Below are 17773 nucleotides of genomic sequence, written 5' to 3'. Positions count from 1 at the left end.
GTCCTTTGCGTGTGAGGGAGAGCGGGATCGGCGGTGTCCGGCGCGGTGGCGCTGATCCGCGTTGCCCAGCCATATCGCGCGGCCGGGCAACGTCGGGTCGGCGGCTTATCGGAAGCGCCGCCGGTCGTTGTCGGTGCGCCTGCTGAGGTCGGTCAGGTCTGGGTGGTATTCGCGGACGCCTCCGCCGGCCTGCTTGGCCGCGTACATGGCGGCGTCTGCCTGTGCCAGGAGTTCGGTTGCGGCACGGTGGCCGGGGCCGGGGCCGGGGCCGGCGTTGGCGAGGCCGATGCTGGCGTGGCAGTGGAATGGCTGCCAGCGCAGTGTGATCGTTGCGTTGGCGAGCGCGTTGGCGGCGGCTTGGGCGCAGGAGCGGGCGGTGTCGGCGTCACCGTCGACGATGATGAGGAACTCGTCTCCGCTCATCCGTCCGACGATGGTTCGGGGTGGTGCGGCTCGGACGAGTGCGACGGCGACGTGGCGGAGGACGAAGTCTCCGGCGGCATGGCCGTATTCGTCGTTGACGTCCTTGAAACGGTCGAGGTCGAGTAGGAGCACGGCGACCCGGTGGGCGGGGTTGCTGAGCACCTGGTCGAGGTGGGCGAGCATGGCGCGGCGGTTGGGGAGGCCGGTCAGTTCGTCGTGGCGGGCTTCGTGGCGGGCGGCGGCCAGGTGGCCGCGTAGCCGCAGGTTGTACGCGGTGAGCAGGAGGCAACAGCTGGTCGCGAGTAGGAGCGCGAGAGTGGTCGCGTTCGGCATGAGCTACTTCCTCGGCATGGGGGTGTGGGTGCGGGGTTCGCCGTCCCGCAGAAGAGGCAATTTCTATACAGCTTTAGTGGGTCGGTCGTTCGCTGGGTGTTGCAGCGGGTCGTTAGTCGGGCTGCATCGTCGACCGGGCGTTCAGCTCGCTGGTGCCTGATGCGGGGTTGGCGCGTCCGGCCAGATTTCTCGGCAACTGGGTTCGGTGCTCCGGCGTCGTGCTGGTTGTTCGCTGGCGGCGTGGCCTCCCGCCTGCGGGCCCGGCGGTCCGTGTGATGAATCTCTGCCGGGCTCCGCAGGCGGGTTGGTCAGGCGGTCGGCGGTGTGATGGGTCGGACGCGGAGGACATCGCCGGGCGCGATCCGTGCGGCCGGCTGTTGCGTGCGTCGGTCGATGACGGGCTGATACGCCTTCGCCCAGACCAGGTGCCACCGGTGCGCCGGGTGCCTGGCGCGGGCACTGTCCGGGTCGCCGGAGGCGGCGGGGTTGTCTGCCTGGCTGTTGCGGTAGTGGGCCATCCCGCCGGCGAGCATCGGGCAGGCGGTGGCGCTGTAGGTGGCGCACTCGGGGTGCATCGGCGGTTCGGGGGCGATGAGACGGGCGATGTCGACGTCGCGCATGGCGAACACGAACGGCGAGTGGGTCGGCTGGCCGCAGATCTGGCAGCGTTGGTCGTGCAGGCATGCCATGAGGCGGTGGGCGTCGATCGCGCCGAACCGGTAGCGGCCGTCCGGCATCTGGACGGTGATCCACGGTACGACGAGTCCGCCGATCGTGGGCCGGTGTAGCAGGGCGAGCGGTTGCCGGCTGTCGGTGCCCTCGCGTCGGCTCGGTTCTGGACGTTCGGGCAGGTTGCCGGTGTGCTGCTGCGTCGGGCAGTGCGACGGCGGGGCGGTGCTGGTGTCCTCCGCGGTGGTGAAGAAGACGTGGTGGTTCGAGTGTCCCAAGCCCTCCCGGTCGCGATCCGCCTGCAACGTGGCGTGCAGGTCGTCGGGGATGTGGGCGTACGGGCGGACGGCTTCGATGATGACGGCCGGGTCGGTGACCTGTTCGGCTGCTCCGAGGTGCAGGGGCGTAGCGCCTTCGGCGGTCTCGTCGTCGATGTCCGGGTCCGTGACGACGGCGAAGTACGTGCGCAGCGGCCGGTCCCAGCCGACGGCCACTTCGTGGCGCGCGAACTGCGGTAGGGGTGTGAGGTCGTGCCTGCTCATGAGCCCTCTTTCCTCGGGGTTGTGTGGGCGTCCGGAGGGGGTTCGCCGTCCCCTCCTAAACAACTATTACTATACACCATTACGGGTCTGCTTGCCTCTGCCGGTGGGCTTTTTCAGATGGTCTTGATGTGCGGGTCCGCCGGTTGCGCCTCGGACGGTGCGGGGGTCGGCAGCTGATGCGCCCCCCCACTTCTTTCGGCGGTGGGGGCGAGCTTGCTCGACCGTGGCGCGCGCAGTGGAGGTCAAGTTCGGGCGCGGGGTTTCGAGGAAAGATCATGCGGGGTGTGCATGATGTTTCCGAGCCGCGCCCGGACTTGACCGGAGCGAGCACGCCGCTAGCCTGTTCCGGCCCCACCGTTGGAAGGAGGGGTTTCGAACAGTGCGGCCGCAGGCCGCTTCCGGTTATACGGCCCGCCAGGGCCGTGGCCGTGAGGCCGGATGGCTGCGGCGCGTGCCGGCGGATGGGTTTGTGCCGGCGGTGTGCTCAGGCGCCGCGCTCGTCGAGCATGGTCCACAGCGTTTCGCGCCGCCAGCGGAGCCGGCGGCGTCCACTCGGCCCGGTGCTCTGCTCGTCGGCGCGGTCCAAGGCCTGGGGTGGTAGGGCGTTGGGGTGGCTGTAGCCAAGCACCCGGGCGGCTTCGGCTCGTCCGACGAGTTCGTCCGGGTCGCCGGAGCGATCGGGGCGCCCGGTGGGGGTGCCTGCCGGCCGGCCCGCAGTCGCGCTGGTGCCTCCTCTGCCGATGCGGCTCTCGGCGATGGTCCAGACGGTGCTGCGCTTCCAGCGTCTGCGGCTGCGCCCTCCGGGGGTCAGTGACACGTCGTCGGCGCATTCCTTCAGCCGTAGCCACACCGGGTTGTTGCCGTGCAGGGCACTGCGTTCCCGGTAGCCGAGGATCTGGGCTGCCGTGGCGGCGTCCACCAGTTCGTCGGGGTCGCCGGAGCGGTCGATGCTGGCCTGGGCGCTTCGGGTGACCTGCTCCGCCGGGGGTCGATACCGGGTGATGTCGCTGCGGTGCCACGAGTGACCGTCGTCCGCGCGGGACGGGAAGCCGGTGGTGGAGCGATCGTGGTACAGCCGGTCGAGGCGGCTGACGGAGATGCCGAGGATCGCTGCTGCTTCGGCCCGGTTGACGAGATCGGGGTCGGGGGAGCGGGTGGGCATGAGGTGATGATGCCGCACGCGCCGCGTGGTGGACCGGATGGCCGGGTGCCGGGTGGGTTGCCGGGTCAGGTTCGAGCAGGTGTTTACAGGCGCTGTCGTACGATGGCGGGCACGTGTCCGGCGGTGATGGCTCTTGGGGCCTGTGTGGCGTCGGACGCCAGGCGGTCGGGGGGAGTTCGCCAAACTAACCCCCCGGTCGCCGCCTGGATCGTCGCTGTGTGACTTCACCTGTCCTACCCGCCGGACCTCGTGGGATGCCGCGCGTTCGGTAGGCACCGGCGAGCGGCGCGAGCCAGGACCCCGTACTGGGTGTCGCCGCTGGCGATCACCGTGCCGGCGGGCAACCGCCGGGCGACGTACTCCTGGCGTTGGGTGTCCCAGCCGCCGAGGCAGGTCGGCGAAGGTTCGCCGACCAGTTCCCATCGTTCGCCGCTGGCGGTCGTGGTCCGGGTGTAGTGCTCCCGGGTGAGGCTCCATCGGTTTCCGTAGGCATCGAGCCGGAGGCCGTGCGGGTTGTTGTCTCGGAAGGGCCGCCAGCGGCCGTCGCGATCGAGTATCCGCGCGAGGTCGTCCTTCGAGTCGAGCGGCCAGGCGGTTGCTGTTGCAGGTCCGGTGTTCGGCTGGGTCGGCATGTGAACTCCTGTGTGGTTTGCTGCCGTCGGGGGTTCGCCATCCCCGATGTTGTAATTACTATACACCTTATTTAAGGCTGTCGTACGGGCCTGGCCTGGTGGATGCGGAGCTGGCAGGGCGGGCCGGCTGCGAAGAGTGCCGGGACACCCGGGCTGCCCGGCCCGGCCGGTGACCGCGGGAGCAACGGTCCGGAGTGCGACGAGCCGAGGACAGGAGTGTTTTTCCGGGTTACGTGCGATGCCCGGAGCGCAAGCCCGTGCCGGCGCACGCGTTCGGTGCCGGGCGGGCGACCAAGAGCAGGCTGGTGTCGCTACCGGCTGCGTTCTTGCGGCCTTAACCACGGCAGGAGCGGCGGTAGGTCCGTAAGTGGTCGGGACGGCGGTTGCGGCGGTGACGATTCGCCGTCGTCGGTGTCCCGACGTCGTCCGCACTGATCGTGGAAGTCTCCCAGCTGAAGTGCGGCATTGGTTCGGCAGGCAGGCCGCCGAACTTCTCCAGCGGGTCGATGCGGAAATCGGCCTCCCAGCGGGCGGACGCCAAGTCGATCGCCTCGGCGAACTGAGTGAAGGGGTGTGATCGGCTCAACGCGAAAACCCTGCCGGGTCGAGGCCACAGGTCGACGCCACGCCCAAGACCAACTCCACTCGTACGGACAGCCAGGTGCGCGCCACCGCCGGTAGGCGCACGGGATCGCCATCCGCCAGCCGACCACCCCCGAATGCGCGGGGAGCAGTTGAACGCCGACATCCAGGGCTTCTTGGCGTACGGATCACCCCCGCAGCGCGGGGAGCAGCCGGTCGCCGGCCGGATGTAGGAGGCGACCATGGGATCACCCCCACATGCGCGGGGAGCAGGCGCACAACTTCGCCGGCACGACGCCGTCGAGGGATCACCCCCGCATGCGCGGGGAGCAGCCGACGGATTGAGGTTGGAGGCGAAGGGAACCAGGATCACCCCCGCATGCGCGTGGAGCAGGTTGGTGTCGGCCGGCCACCCGGCTACTGGTTGGGATCACCCCCGCATGCGCGGGGAGCAGCACAGCAGCGCGATGAGGAAGCCGATGACCGCAGGATCACCCCCGCATGCGCGGGGAGCAGGCGGGCGTGTACGTCATCCCCTTCACGCGCGACGGATCACCCCCGCATGCGCGGGGAGCAGGCGTCCAGCGACGTCCGCCGGGCGCCCTTGATGGGATCACCCCCGCATGCGCCGGGAGCAGAGGCACCGAGCCGAACCAACCCCCGTGTGTTCGGGATCACCCCCCGCATGCGCGGGGAGCAGGAAGGCAGCTGGTACCTCGAAACCACGACGATGGGATCACCCCCGCATGCGCGGGGAGCAGGACCACTCCGCACGGCACCCGATGAACGTGGAGGGATCACCCCCGCATGCGCGGGGAGCAGCGGACCCAGGGTTGGATCCGGTCGCTCAGGTAGGGATCACCCCCGCATGCGCGGGGAGCAGGACCACTCCGCACGGCACCCGATGAACGTGGAGGGATCACCCCCGCATGCGCGGGGAGCAGGACGTCGTGAACGCCTGGGCACCGATCGAGCTGGGATCACCCCCGCATGCGCGGGGAGCAGGACCTGGTGACGCGCACCAGCATGACCACCGTTGGATCACCCCCGCATGCGCGGGGAGCAGTGGCGGGCGGTGGTGGCGATGGCCTGGATCATCGGATCACCCCCGCATGCGCGGGGAGCAGATGCGCCCGTAAAGCTGCGCCGTGGCGAAACGGGGATCACCCCCGCATGCGCGGGGAGCAGCTACTACAGCGCATCGCCTGGGTCAGCGAATGGGGATCACCCCCGCATGCGCGGGGAGCAGGGGCGGACGTTCGGCCCGCGCAACGTTCGAACGGGATCACCCCCGCATGCGCGGGGAGCAGACTTCTTGACCTGCGGCACTAAAGATCAACTACGCTGTTTCTATTCACTTTGGTTGGCGGCCCGTTCACGTGGTCGGTCCTGGCTCCGCTGGTTGAGGTCCCCGCTGACGTACAGCATGGTAGTCAACTCGGACCCGTTGATGGAGTTGGTGCGGCGAGGGCCAGCCGGGCCGAAGCCTGGCTGACCCCCGACCGACAGGATCAGACGACGGGAGCCGAACCGACAAACCCATCCGCATCGACCCCAGGCGAGTCATCGCCCGCCGCGCTGCGTTCGACGGTGTCCGTCTTGGACGTGCCCGGATGCGGCGCGGACTGCGATACGGCGGCCGTGACGTCAGCGTGCTGCATTGCGCGCCCGTCGGCGGTGTCGAGGATGAGCTGTTCGACCTCGCTGAGTTGGAAGCCGTTGGTGACGCACCACCGCAGCCAGTTCGCGACTCCTGGATCGGCCACCCGCCATGAGCTTCTGCTGATGCCGCTCTCGTTCGCGGCGGCGATGGCGGCGAGGGAAATCACCGCGTACCGTCCGTCGTTGCCTCGAGCGGGAACCCGCTTCATGCCGGCCCGCTTGGCCTTACCCGGGTAGAGGAGTTCGTCGAGCATCCTCCGGCCGCCGTTGATCCACGTGGACAGGATGTATCCGGAGTCGGCGAGGGCTTCGGCGAGCAGCTTCGCGGTGCCCTTGGGTGGGGTCTTGGCCGTCAGGAACGTGGTCAACCACTCGCGACGTACCGTGTTGGCGATGTCCATGGCCTTGTTGTTCTCGATCACGCGGCGTCGTTCTGCCTTCTCCTGTTCGCTCATGGGTCCGCTGCGGGCCGATGGCGCGAGGTAGGCGGGCAGGGTGTGCCCGTTGGCGTGCCAGCTGGTGCAGTAGGCGGTCTCGGTCAGCTCGTCGTGCTCGATCGACAGGAAGACGGCGTGAGCGGGGCATTCGAGGTGAGTTTCGGCGTCGATGCGCTGCCCATCGGCATCGAGTAGATCGGTGACCTCCTTGACCGTGCTGTCGGTGTAGGCGGGGCGGGTGGCGAGGATGGTGGTCCCGGCTTCGGTGAGTGCGGCGTGGCGGCTGGTCTGAGCGTCGAGGGCGGCGCGGAGACATCGGGTGCGTTCCACTGCGCGGGCGAAGGCGAAGGGGCCTTCTTCGGCTTGCTCCAGAAGGTGCTCGATCCAGTCGGACCGATCGGCGAACTGGGCGAGGGCTGCCACCTGGGTCAGGTCGAGGCCGAGGGCATGGGTGCGGTCGGTGGTGTTCTTGTCCAGGGTGGCGAGTTGCCGTCCGGCCCGAACCTGTTCGCGGTCGTAGCCGGTGCGGCGGGCGATGTCGTTGTCGTCCATGCCGGCGAGGGCGAGTTGTTGGATGCCCCGGGCCTGCTGGGTTGCCGTGGGGTCCTTGCGGTGGACCTGCCGCAGCATGCTGATGAGCTGTTCGCGATTCTCCGCCAGGTCGTCGCGGATGATGGCGGGTACGTATTCCTGGTTGGCTTCGATGGCGGACCAGTAGCGCTGTTCGCCGTCGACGATCAGGTAGGGGCCTTCGGGGTCCGCGCCGATGGGCGTCACGGTGAGGGCTGACACCAGGCCGCGTACGCCGTCTTCTCGGAGGTTCTCGACGATGCCGGGCAGTGCCTGTGCGTCGTCGCGGACGTTGTCGGGGTTGGGGCGGAGGTCGGTCACCTTGACGAGGCGGTACCGGCCTGGTAGAGCCGGTGCGCTCTCGCCAGCTTCGCCGACGGCGGTCGCGGTCGGCTGGTCGGTGGGGCGGTGGTCTGCCTCGGTCGGGTCGTGATCCGGCGGGGTGGTCTGCGGTGCAGGTGTCGTTTCGGTCTGCATCGTTAGTGCCTTTCGTTGTGGGTGTTGGGGTTCCGGTCGCGGCCGGGGTTGCCGTCCAGCCCGCGCCGGTGGTCGTGGGGTTCACCGCCAGGTGCCGGCCTGGCGGCGGTACGGCGTGGGGCTCCGTGGGGTTGCCGGTGCTGGTCAGGCTGCGGTGACGACGGCCGTGAGGTGAGGCCGGCTCACCGGTGCCGGCATGGCGCAGTTGGTGCAGGCGTTGTCGCCCCAGCCGTGCGGTGTTTCGCCGTCGCCGGCTGGGCATGGCCGGCGTTGCAGCTCGGCGAGGTCTGCGCTGTTGAGGCAGATCGGGCAGAGGCCCCACGTTGCGGTGGGTGGGCCGGTGACTGGCGAGTCGCATTCGGCGCAGCGGAGCCCGGCCTGTCGTAGGGCCTGGCCGATGGTGTCGGCTGCGGTCACCGCACGGCGGGCGGTGCTCGCGAGGTTTCGCCAGGCGGCGGTCTGCCGGATGCGTTGCCAGTCTGCGTCGGTAAGCGTCAGGGTTGACGGATTGTCGGAGTGGTCCTGCTGATCGTGCAGGTAAGCCTCTACTTCCGCCCGGCCGAAGAGGGGGCCGGTCCATTGGTAGGTGCGGGCGAGAACGGTGACGAGGTGCCGGGCGTCGGGTTCCGCGAGATTGCGGGGCAGCGATACGCCGTGGGGCAGCCCGATGAACATGGGCATGGTTACTCCAACGTGCGGGAGCGTGACGGCTTTGCTCGCGGAGCCGCGAGCTGGGACTGACGAGTGACCGGAGCCGGCGGCCTGCCGGGGGCCACCGTTGGTGGCTGGTGGCACCCGGCAGGTGGTTCACGCTGTGGCGGCGATCTCCAGTGCGCGTATCCCGACGCTTTCCATGTCGTACGCGGCGTCAGGGTCGGTGAGGGTCTGCGCGACGCTGGTCACCGCTTGCAGAATCCCTCCGGCGGTACGGTCCCCGCCGTCGATGAAGTGGTTCAGGATGAGTCGCTGCTCGTCTTCGGTGAAGCGCAGTCGCTGGCCGATGACCTTGATGGTGTGATCGGGGTCGGGGATGCGTCGCCCGGCTTTCTCCTCGATCTCTTCGATCTTGCGTTGCACGTACCGGACGTCGAGGAAGCGGCGTACGGCGTCGCGTGCCTGCTTGCCGATGAGAGTCAGGTTGGCCTGTTGGGTGTCGTTGCTCCAGCGGATCGCGCCCTCGTCCATCTTGGCCCCGAGGTGCACGGCGCGAAGCGCGTCCTTGGTGATGGTGACGCCGTTGTTGCAGACCTGCACGACGATTCGGGGTACGACGCTGAACGCGCCGCCGCCCGTTTCGCTGTTGGTGAAGACGAGGCCGGCGAAGACGGTCGGGTTGTCGGCACCGGTCGCCCCGGTGAAGGGGCTGCGGTAGTTGCCCAGGAGGGCAGGGGCCAGCGATTTGATGGCCTCCGAGTGCACGCGGACGACCATGCGGCGTTCGCTGAGGTCACACGAGAAGTGCACCTGCAGTCCGGAGTCCCGAATGCCCGACAGTACCGCCATGAGGACGTCGAGATTGTCGATAATTTTGTAGCCGTCGCTGAGGAAGGCGCGCAGGATGCCACCGCCGTTGCCATCGGAGAGGCACCGTGCCAGGTAGCGCTTGCCCTGGTGCAGGTCGAGCCAGCCGTTGACGTTGGTGTCCCAGAGGCTGGGTGCCTGGGTGCGGGTCTTGCGCAGGTAGCTGGCGGGGATTCCGAGCTTGTCGCCGATTCCCGCGTCGCCGATCTCGGTGGGCAGGTAGAGGCCGTCTGCGGGGGTGACGCCGTACTCGCTGATCATGGGCTCTGCGCCGGTGATGCGCAGGTGGCATCCTTCGGCCTGGAGCATGGCGGTGCCGGCGACGATGTCCAGCTTGCACGCGTGTTGTTGTTGGAGAATGGCGTTCAGGTCGTGCAGAGTCGCATTTCGAGTGGTGAGTGGGATCGAATTGAGTGCGACGTTCACGGGTGATTCCCTCCGATTGAGGATGTTGGTTGCGAGATTGGGGTTGCCGTCCCCTCCCTCATGTATTTAATGATACAGCATTGCTCCCGCGATGGCTGACCCGCCGAGGGGCTATTTTGAGCGATCTTACGTACTCACTGGCTTGCGGAGAGTGATGATGGTCGTCGTTCCATCGTGGGCGGGAGTCTTCCCGGCGGCCTGATCATCGATCGATCATGGGGTGGGCTGGTTGTCCAGCTTGGGGTGTGGCTGGACAACCAGCCCACCCCATGATTGCCCTTGCGGCAGGTTGCCGGGAAGGCGCATGTCTCCCTTCCTGGAGCCTGCCTCGCCGGCGAGGCGCCGCGGTGCAGCGGCGGGACGCTGCCCTGGCCGGAGGCCATCGGCCGAAGGTCGATTCGGCTCGGGAGGTGGCCCGCGCCAAGCGCCGGCACCTGGGCAGAGGGTGTCGGACGAGGCGGCAGTTGCTACGTGGTGCCGTCGGGGGAGTGGGTAGGCGGTTCAGGCGTGGCCACGCCGGCGACTTTTCCTGGCCGGGAGTTGATCCACTCCTGTACGCGGTGACGCCGCCAGTAGCGAACAACGCCCTGCACGGGTGCTGGCTCCTGCTTGTCCGGCAGCGGAAGGTAGCCGTCTTCGCCGCGTTCCCAGGCGGCCTTGCTGAGCTCGACGTACTTTCCCCAACCCCAGTTCTGCTGATCGATGATCCCCCGAAATTCGGTGGCGGAGATGAGTGCGTCTGGGTCGCCCTCGAGTGATACGTGGTGAACGCGGGCGCGGTGCAGCTCGGCGAGCCGGGGAATCACTACATCTCGGACGTGCTCCAGATCCTCAACGGCGAACCATGCCTTCTTGCCCTGAAGGGTCGGCGCGGGCCAGCCGGAACCCTGCGCGCGGGCTTTGGGGGAGGTCTTGAGCCGTACGGTCTGCTGCGACCTGCCGGTCAGCTCTGCTGCCCCAGCGATGTCGGTGTGCGGGCGGCCGTCGATGTTGCGGATCTCCACGCCAACCCCCGCCTGCTGGTCACGGTTGACGGTTGAGGCGGCCGGGACATCGTCGGCAAGCCGGCGATGCGGCAACCCCGGCCGCCGCTCTTCAACCAACACCTCATCCGCGCCTGTACACCCCGCTAAGGCTTCGGGCGCGACCGAAGTTTCGACGATCCTACCAGCGACATCACTGCGATCGTCTGGACGATGGACTCCACCGCCTCCTGCTGACACCCGCGCAGTAGTGGCAAGGGCGCGTCTGCAGAGGTTTCCAACCGGGCAGGAAGTCGAGTCGCTATCGGTCTGCTCTCATGTCGCCTTCTGCCATGTCCGGGGCTGTCACGCCTGCACCGAGGCAGGAAGGCGCGCCGATGCTGCCGGACCGCTGTTGTGGCAGGCCGTGCGGTTCTGCAATTGGTCGAGGTGCTCGGCCATGCGGCTGGTGGCGGGGTGTCCGGGGTGGGCGCGGCGGTGGTGGGTGATCGTGTCGGCGAGCAGCGTGCGGGCGGCTTCGCGGTGGCCGAGGTCGTCCAGGACGAGGGCGGTGGTGGCTTGCACTGCGAGGGTGGGGTGCGCGTCGGGGCCGGCGGTGGCGGCCAGGTGGTCGGCGAGTTGCCGGTAGAGGCGGTACGCGCGTTGGTGGTGGCCTGCTCTGCGGTGGGCGGTGGCGAGGGTGTGCGCGGCGGTCAGGGTGGTCGGGGCGGTGGGGCCGTGGAGGTGGGTGAGGCTGCGGTGGGCGAAGTCGGCCCAGCGGATCGCCGCCTTGCTGTGGAGCAGCCGGGCGAGCAGGTGGGCGGCTTCGGCGTGGAGCGTGCTGGTGGCCGTGGTGGCGGGATCGACGTCGGCGAGGATGCGCTGCACGATGTGGTGGGTGCGGGTGGGGTCGGTGTTGACGAGCTGATGGGCGAGGCGAAGAACTTCGGTCAGGGCGTGTCGGGGTTGGCTGGCAGTGGCAGGCCAGGTGATGTGCAGGTCGGTGGGGTGGGCGCCGGCGGTGATCCGGGCCATGAACCGGTGGGCGTGGGCGGCGGCGATGCTCGCGCGCTTGGGGTGGGTGGGGGCGGGTAGGAGGTGCGCGGCGTGACGGAGCACTACCTGGCCGACGACGTGCGCGACGGCCGTCGCGTTCAGCGGAGTCCGGGGGCACGGTGGCGGGCAGTCGTAGACGAGCCCGACGTGGGTGAAGAGCGGGGTCATGGGCTGCTGGCAGAACCGGCAGTGGAGCAGTCCGTCGGGCAGCACGGCCGGGTCATTGGTGACGTCGGTGCGCGGTGCGGCGTGCGGTGCGGCGGTGGCCGCTGCGGCGCGGGCCTTGCTGACCCACCTCTGGAGTAGTCGGCGGTCGAGGCGGAGTTCCCGGGCGACGGTGCTGATCGGGCCGCGTCGTCCCGTCGCGCGGGCGCTCTCGACCTGGCGCACTGCGTCGGCGATGACGTCGGAGGTGTACTTGCGGGGCGTGGCCATCAGGGGGTTGGTCCTCGACAGACTGGGGGAGCGGGGGACGATGTGGTGTTGGCGCTGCCGTAGCGATCGTCTGGGCGGTCGGGCGGGTGGACGTCGGCGTGGGTGGTCCCGCAGCTGGTCGCGTCAGGGCGGATGTCACTGTCGGCGGGATGGCGGTGGTCATGGCCAGGTGAGCGGGCCGGCGAGCGAGTGCAGAGCTAGCCGGAACGGGGCCTGGAGTGTGGACAGGCCGCCGGTCAGTCGGCTTGGAGCGTGTGGCGGGGTCGTTCCCATGGGTCCCGGCGCCTCAGATGTCGATCTCGGCGGTGACGAGGTGGTGGTCTGACGGGAACGGCGGCCCGTCGGGGATGTGGACCTGGTAGCTGCTGGGGATGACGTGGGGGCGCATGGTGTCGTTGGCCAGGAGGTAGTCGATGAGGTCGGGGCCTCCTTCGTCGGGCTTGTCGATGATGGTGGGCGCGATGGCGTTGTCGGGGTTGGCGAGCCAGGTGAGTTCGGCGATGGCGTGGTAGCCGGCGCCGTCGAGTCGGCGGTTGGTGGTCGGGTTCCATCGGCCGATGAGGTGGTCGAGGGCGGCGGTGTCGGCTTCCCAGTGCCCTTCGGGGGTGCCGTCGTCGATCCGTTTGCCTTTGTGGGTGCGGATGTGGTGGTTCGCGGCGCGCCAGTCTCGTTGGGGGAAATGCGGGCCGCTGGCGGTGGAGTTGAGGTCTCCGCCGCCGATGATCGGGAGCGGGTCGGTGCCGTAGCGGTCGAGGAGTTTCGCTTCTTCGAGGCGGGCGGTGCCGCTGCGGGAGTTGAAGTGGGCGACCCAGGCGCCGAACTCGGTGCCGGTGGCGTTGGTGCGGAAGCGGCCGACGTTGCGTTTGTCGGGGAAGACGTCGGGGTCGTGTGGGTCGTCGCCGGGCCAGACCAGGTGGGTGACGAGGTCGGCGTTGTAGAAGATGGCAGGTGGGATGGGTCCGTGTTGGCTGGTGCCGAGGAGTCCGGTGTAGGGGGCGTGGAGGGCGTCGGTGAGGGCTTTCTCCGCCAGGCGTAAGCCCTCGTGCTGGTTGCGCCGGTAGTGCTTGGCTTCGCAGAACAGGATGATCGCGGGCGGAACGTCGAGGGTGGCGAACGTCTGTTGCAGGGGTCGCATGTGGAAGCTGCGGTCGCGGTAGCCGCCCGCCTCGTAGTTGTAAGTCGCGATTGCCAGGCGTGTCATGGGCGGGTCCCTTCGGGAGTGGTGGATGGCGAGGCTTGGCGCTGGTGGTTCTCAGGTCGGGGCGAGACGTCGGGCTGCACGTGCGGATTCGGCCCGCCCGGATGGCGCTGCTCAGCACTGTGGTTCGGTGGTGTCGTTGTCGTCGGCGGATTCGTTGTCGCTGCTGGTGCGGCTGCGTCGGCTGGCGGTGACCTGGTGTACTCCGGTCCAGCCGCTGGGGATCTCCCATCGCATGCCGATCGCGTCGAGGGCGGCGATGCGGTCCTGGGGGAGGTTGCTGTCGCGTCGTGCGGTGCGTTGGGTGTTGATCCACCGGGATAGGTCGATGTCGTCTTCGCGGTGGCCTCTGCGGGGGTGCAGGTGTCCTTCGCGGTGGAAGAAGGCGGTGGCGGTGGCCAGGTGGCGTTCCCAGGCGGCGTCGCGGATCGACCATTGCATGCCGAGCGCTTCCAGGGCGCGGATGCGGTCGTCGTGGAGGCGTCCGAGTCGGTGGTCGGTGCGTCGGGCGGCGAGCCAGTCGTAGAGGTTGATGCCGTTGACGGTCGTGCCGTAGGGGACCTCAATGTGGCCGTGGGTTGTGTGGAAGTGCTGGAGGGCGGTGAAGCCGACCTCGTAGGAGCGCTGTTTGGCGGTCCAGTCGATTCCGAGGTCGTTGAGGGCGGCGAATCGGTTGTCGGGGAGGGTGTTCTTGCGGTGGTAGCGGCGCTGTTGTCCTATCCACAGGTTGAGGTCGAGTCCGTCGACGACGTGGCCGGTGGGTACGTCGAGGTGGCCGTGTTCGGCGTGGAACGCGGTGGCGGCGGCGATGCCCCGTTCCCAGGCCCGCGTCATGGGTGTCCAGTCGAAGCCGATGTCGTTGAGGTGCTGGATCCGGTCCTGGGGAAGCCGGCGTGCCTCGTGCTCGGCGCGCTGCCGGGCGACCCAGCGTTCCAGTCGCACCCCGTGGCGTACGTGTCCGGCGGGCACCCGCAGGTGGCCATGGTCGGCGTGGAAGGCTCGTAGGGCGGCGTATCCGACGAGCCACTCTGAGGTGGTCTCTTCCAGCACCCGCACGGTGAGTGCCCGCAGCAGATCCTCGGAGGCGTAGCCATCAGGAAGGCGGACGAGCAGTCGCGGCGGAAGCGCCGCGGCGCCTGTGGATATCTTGGTGCGCTGGTGGTCGAGGTCGGCGGCCAGACCGTTGTCGTGCGCCCGTAACGCGCGTAGCACCTGCAAGAGGGTGGTCCATTCGGTCAGGTCTGCGGCGAGGTCGCTGGTGGTTTCGGCCGGGTCGTCAGGCAGCAGGACCGGCAGGAGGATGGTGGCGATGCCGGACCCGGCGGGGTTGCGGCGCAGTGTCCGGCCGACGGCCTGGATGACGTCGGGCTCGGACTCCTTCGGGGCGGTGAAGACGACGGCGTCGACGGCGGGCACGTCGACGCCTTCGCCGAGGCACCGCGCGTTGGAGATCACGGTCCAGCCGTCCTCGGGCGGGTCGGTGAGGTGGGCCAGGTGGATCTGCCGCTGTGTCATCGTCTGGGTGCCGTCGACGTGTCCGACGGTCAGGCGGCCCTTGGGACGCTCCTGCTCGGGCAGGGCCGTCAGGGTGGCGGGCAGGGTGCGGGAGAACTCCTGGGACTGGGCCACCCGTGGGGTGAACACCAGTACCCGGCGAAGGCCGAACTCGGCGGCGGCGCGGGCGAGCGCGGTCTGCACCACCGCGGTGCGCAGCGGCGCCGCCCCCGCACGCACGACAGCGTGGGGGTCGAGGCGACGCAGGGTCGCCAGTGCTTCCGCGGAGGTCACCCCGATGACCACGATGCGGTAGTCGTCGAGCCAGCCATCGGCGATCGCGCTCGCGAACGGGTAGTCGTAGTGGACCGGGCCGAAGGTGTCCGCGTCGTCCATCGACAACACGTCCTCCCCGCCACGGCCCGCGCGGCGTCGTGCGCTGAGCACTCGTGGTGTGGCGGTCATGTACAGCCGTCGGGTGGCCGGCAGGTGCTCGTCACGGTGCACGAGGGCGACGTGTTTGCCGGGCCATCCGGCGGTGTGGTGCGCCTCGTCGATGACCAACAGACTCGCGGTGGTGTCGGCCGCGTGCAGCCCTTCACCCACCAGAGCCGCGGAGGCGTGGGTGACCAGGATGAGCCTCATCCGGTTGGTGGGGGTTTGCCGGACCCAGTCCGCGATCTCGCCCGGTCGGGTGGTGACCGGGCACTGAAGGTCGGTCGTGCGCACGGCCGTGTCGGCGATGGTGTCGTCGCTGCACACCGCGAGTACCTGCGCCGCCATGCCGGCAGCGGCCCACACCGTCAGGGTCTGCGCGAGCAGGGGCAGCGACGGGCAGGCCACCACCACCAGCCCGGTCGGGCACAGCCGTACGGCGGCGTGCACCGCGACAAGGGACTTGCCGCTACCGCACGCCGCCCGGAACTGGCCACGACCACCCTCGGCCTGACCCTTCACGATCGCCTCTACGGCCTCATGCTGGTAGTCCCGCAGCGGCGGCAGCTTCCCGACTGCGAATGAGTCCTTCACCTCGGCGCTCTCCCCCGGCGCGTTCCGACCGATGGATTGCGGGGACTGCGCAGCCCCAGCGCAACCGGGTCGACACCCTGATCCGGGCGCGAGGAGCCGCCAGGGGGCCGAAGATCCGGACGGGCGTAATCCCCGCCCACCGCTGCGAGACGTTGTCCTGCGCCTGCCCGGAGGGTGGGGTGCTGGCAGCCGGCCGCCGGGGTGTGGGTGTTCGGGGTGCGGCGGCTGTCGACGTAGAGCCGGTAGCTGGCCGCTTCGGCGATGATCACCGCTGGGAAGTCGGGTCCCAGGCGCGGGTCCTGGGGTGGGATGGGGCCGGCGAGGACGCTGTGGGCGGCGAGGAGGATCCCGCTGTGCTCGTCGATGGTGAGGATGTCGCGCCACGGCACGCCGGAGCGGTTGGTGTACGGGAGGATGACATCCATGCCGGGGCGCCCGACGCGGTCGGTGACGCCGCTCTGCGCGAGGAGACCGGGCTGCTCCGCGAGGAGCCGCAGGACCGCGGCCCGAACCGGCCGGGTGGGCGCGTGGCGTTCGTAGAGCATCGCGATGCCACCGACGATGTCCTGGGGGCGGGTCTCACCGGGACCGCCCGCGATGAGCAGGTGGGTGCGCAAAGCGTCGGGTTGTCTCGGTGGTGGCTGGTCGAACCGGTCCCCGGTCCGGCCGGCCCAGCTGCCGCTTCCGCCGTCGGGGATGCAGCTTCCGCTCTCGACGTGCACGCTGACCAGCCGCCCGTCGGCGGCATCGTCGGTACGCCACAGCTGGTCGACGCGGACCCGTTCGGGCCATCCGGTCGGGCCGGGTGGCCCGATGACGTCGCGGTACCAGGTGCGGCGCTCGACGTACTGGAAGTCGCCACGAGTGGTGTCAGCGGGTGCGTCGGCGAGGGTGCCGGCCAGGCGGGTCAGGACCGGTCCGGCCGGGACCGGTGGGGTACTGCTCGGGGGCGTTGTCGGCCCCGGCGGCGTGGGGTTCACCTCGACGGGCGGTCCGGCGCAGGCGGTGAGGAGAAGTGACACGGCGAGCAGCGTCGCGCCGGTGCGGGTTCGGGTCATCGCGTCGCCCGCGTCGTGTCAACCGTGGACCCCTGGGAGTAGCAGACGACGAGGGCGGATGAACGCTGCTGCGGGGTCTCCTTGTCCAGGCTGGGCGGTGGGCCGGGGTAGTCGGTCTCGCGGGTGAGGAACCAGACCGTAGAAGCGGTAGGGATGAGGGTCATGGGTATCCAAGGGCCGTGGCAGTGTGGGCGGAAAGGGATGAGGCGGTCGTGGAATGGCGTCAGAGAGACGCCTGACCTCGCTTGGTGTCGTGGTAACCGGCACCAACCACTGGGCCGATCAGGTGAGGAGGCTCAGGATGGCGGGGTGGGCTCGGGTTTCTGGGCGTGCACGGTGGCGAACTGGTAGCTGGAGACCACGACGTACGGGTCGGCCGTCAGCTCGGTGAACCGGGCGAGGTCTTCGACGGTGAGGCCTGTGTCGATGAGCTGGTCGTGGAGCTGGTGGGCGTTGTTGGCGTAGAGGGCGCAGCCCGGCCCGCCGCCGGTCCAGGTTTCGGTGAGGCCGCGGGCTTGAACGTGGTTCATGCCGGCGGCGAGCAGCAGCGCGGGGGTGTTCTCGCCCCAGTGCAGGTCGACGCCGCGGTCGGCGAGGGTGTCGAGGACGCCGTGTACGACCCTGGTGATCAGGCTTGCGTCGGGTTCGGTGGGGGCGCGGTGAACCACGATCCGGGAGTAGACGATCTCTCCCAGGACCAGCCATCCCCCGGGGCGCAGCAAATCGATCATCTGCCGGAGCAGGTCGACCCGGTTCTGTAGATGTTCGAGTAGGCAGCGGGCGTTGATGACGTCATAGCCGCCGGGGGCGGTGGGGATGGGCTGGATGCGCAGGTCCCGCTGGTAGACGTCGATGACGCTGGTGGGGTTCAGGAGTTGGGTCTCGAGGTCGACGGCGGTGACGTTGCCGTCGGGTCCGACGAGGCCGGCGAGGTGACGGGTGATGGAGCCAGCGCCGGCACCGAGGTCGAGGGCCCGCATACCGGGTTTCACCCCGACCCGGGCCAGCCCTCGGATGGTGTGCGGGTCGAGGACATCCTGGAGGGGGTGGAGCTGGTGGGGGCTGTTGCGGAACAGGTAGCGCTGGCCGGTGGTGGTCATCGTGG

General features: G+C 69.3%; 14 protein-coding genes and 1 CRISPR repeat array. All 14 genes read right to left on the bottom strand.

Features of this window, described 5'->3' with window-relative positions:
• Positions 1-105: 105 nt before the first annotated feature.
• Positions 106-756, bottom strand: coding sequence for a GGDEF domain-containing protein (locus AB0C22_RS23720; RefSeq protein WP_357537045.1), 651 nt, complete (start codon positions 754-756; stop codon positions 106-108).
• 308 nt (positions 757-1064) lie between these two features.
• The gene (locus AB0C22_RS23715) at positions 1065-1967 is read right to left on the bottom strand and encodes a hypothetical protein (protein ID WP_357537043.1); all 903 of its coding nucleotides are present in this window, start codon (positions 1965-1967) and stop codon (positions 1065-1067) included.
• Positions 1968-2451: 484 nt separating this feature from the next.
• Complete coding sequence (locus AB0C22_RS23710) at positions 2452-3129, bottom strand: hypothetical protein (RefSeq protein WP_357537041.1); 678 nt, start codon at positions 3127-3129, stop codon at positions 2452-2454.
• 233 nt (positions 3130-3362) lie between these two features.
• Positions 3363-3761 (bottom strand): hypothetical protein, encoded by a 399-nt coding sequence (locus AB0C22_RS23705; protein WP_357537040.1) that lies wholly within the window; start codon positions 3759-3761, stop codon positions 3363-3365.
• A 706-nt stretch (positions 3762-4467) separates the two neighbouring features.
• Positions 4468-5653: a CRISPR direct-repeat array (repeat unit 28 nt; unit sequence GGATCACCCCCGCATGCGCGGGGAGCAG).
• Positions 5654-5854: 201 nt separating this feature from the next.
• Positions 5855-7489, bottom strand: a complete 1635-nt coding sequence (locus AB0C22_RS23700; protein WP_357537038.1) for a ParB N-terminal domain-containing protein — start codon at positions 7487-7489, stop codon at positions 5855-5857.
• A 144-nt stretch (positions 7490-7633) separates the two neighbouring features.
• Entirely contained in the window at positions 7634-8170 is a 537-nt protein-coding gene (locus tag AB0C22_RS23695; protein WP_357537036.1) for a hypothetical protein, read from the bottom strand.
• 126 nt (positions 8171-8296) lie between these two features.
• Entirely contained in the window at positions 8297-9436 is a 1140-nt protein-coding gene (locus AB0C22_RS23690; RefSeq protein ID WP_357537034.1) for a DUF932 domain-containing protein, read from the bottom strand.
• Positions 9437-9903: 467 nt separating this feature from the next.
• Positions 9904-10542, bottom strand: a complete 639-nt coding sequence (locus AB0C22_RS23685; RefSeq protein WP_357537032.1) for a hypothetical protein — start codon at positions 10540-10542, stop codon at positions 9904-9906.
• 222 nt (positions 10543-10764) lie between these two features.
• On the bottom strand, positions 10765-11889 hold the full coding sequence (locus AB0C22_RS23680; protein WP_357537030.1) for a tetratricopeptide repeat protein: 1125 nt from the start codon (positions 11887-11889) through the stop codon (positions 10765-10767).
• A gap of 286 nt (positions 11890-12175) precedes the next feature.
• Entirely contained in the window at positions 12176-13090 is a 915-nt protein-coding gene (locus AB0C22_RS23675) for an endonuclease/exonuclease/phosphatase family protein (protein WP_357537028.1), read from the bottom strand.
• Positions 13091-13201: 111 nt separating this feature from the next.
• Positions 13202-15610, bottom strand: a complete 2409-nt coding sequence (locus AB0C22_RS23670; protein WP_357537026.1) for a Helicase associated domain protein — start codon at positions 15608-15610, stop codon at positions 13202-13204.
• On the bottom strand, positions 15607-16668 hold the full coding sequence (locus tag AB0C22_RS23665) for a hypothetical protein (RefSeq protein ID WP_357537025.1): 1062 nt from the start codon (positions 16666-16668) through the stop codon (positions 15607-15609). Before AB0C22_RS23665 ends, AB0C22_RS23670 begins: the two co-directional genes overlap by 4 nt.
• Positions 16665-16832, bottom strand: coding sequence for a hypothetical protein (locus AB0C22_RS23660; RefSeq protein ID WP_357537023.1), 168 nt, complete (start codon positions 16830-16832; stop codon positions 16665-16667). Before AB0C22_RS23660 ends, AB0C22_RS23665 begins: the two co-directional genes overlap by 4 nt.
• A 132-nt stretch (positions 16833-16964) precedes the next feature.
• Positions 16965-17768: a methyltransferase gene (locus AB0C22_RS23655; protein WP_357537021.1), complete on the bottom strand. Its 804-nt coding sequence runs from the start codon at positions 17766-17768 to the stop codon at positions 16965-16967.
• Positions 17769-17773 lie beyond the last annotated feature (5 nt).

Source organism: Micromonospora sp. NPDC048894 (genome assembly GCF_040649765.1).
Classification (GTDB): domain Bacteria; phylum Actinomycetota; class Actinomycetes; order Mycobacteriales; family Micromonosporaceae; genus Micromonospora; species Micromonospora antibiotica.
The sequence above is the reverse complement of the archived record's forward strand: the minus strand, read 5'-3'. Positions and strand labels throughout refer to the sequence as shown.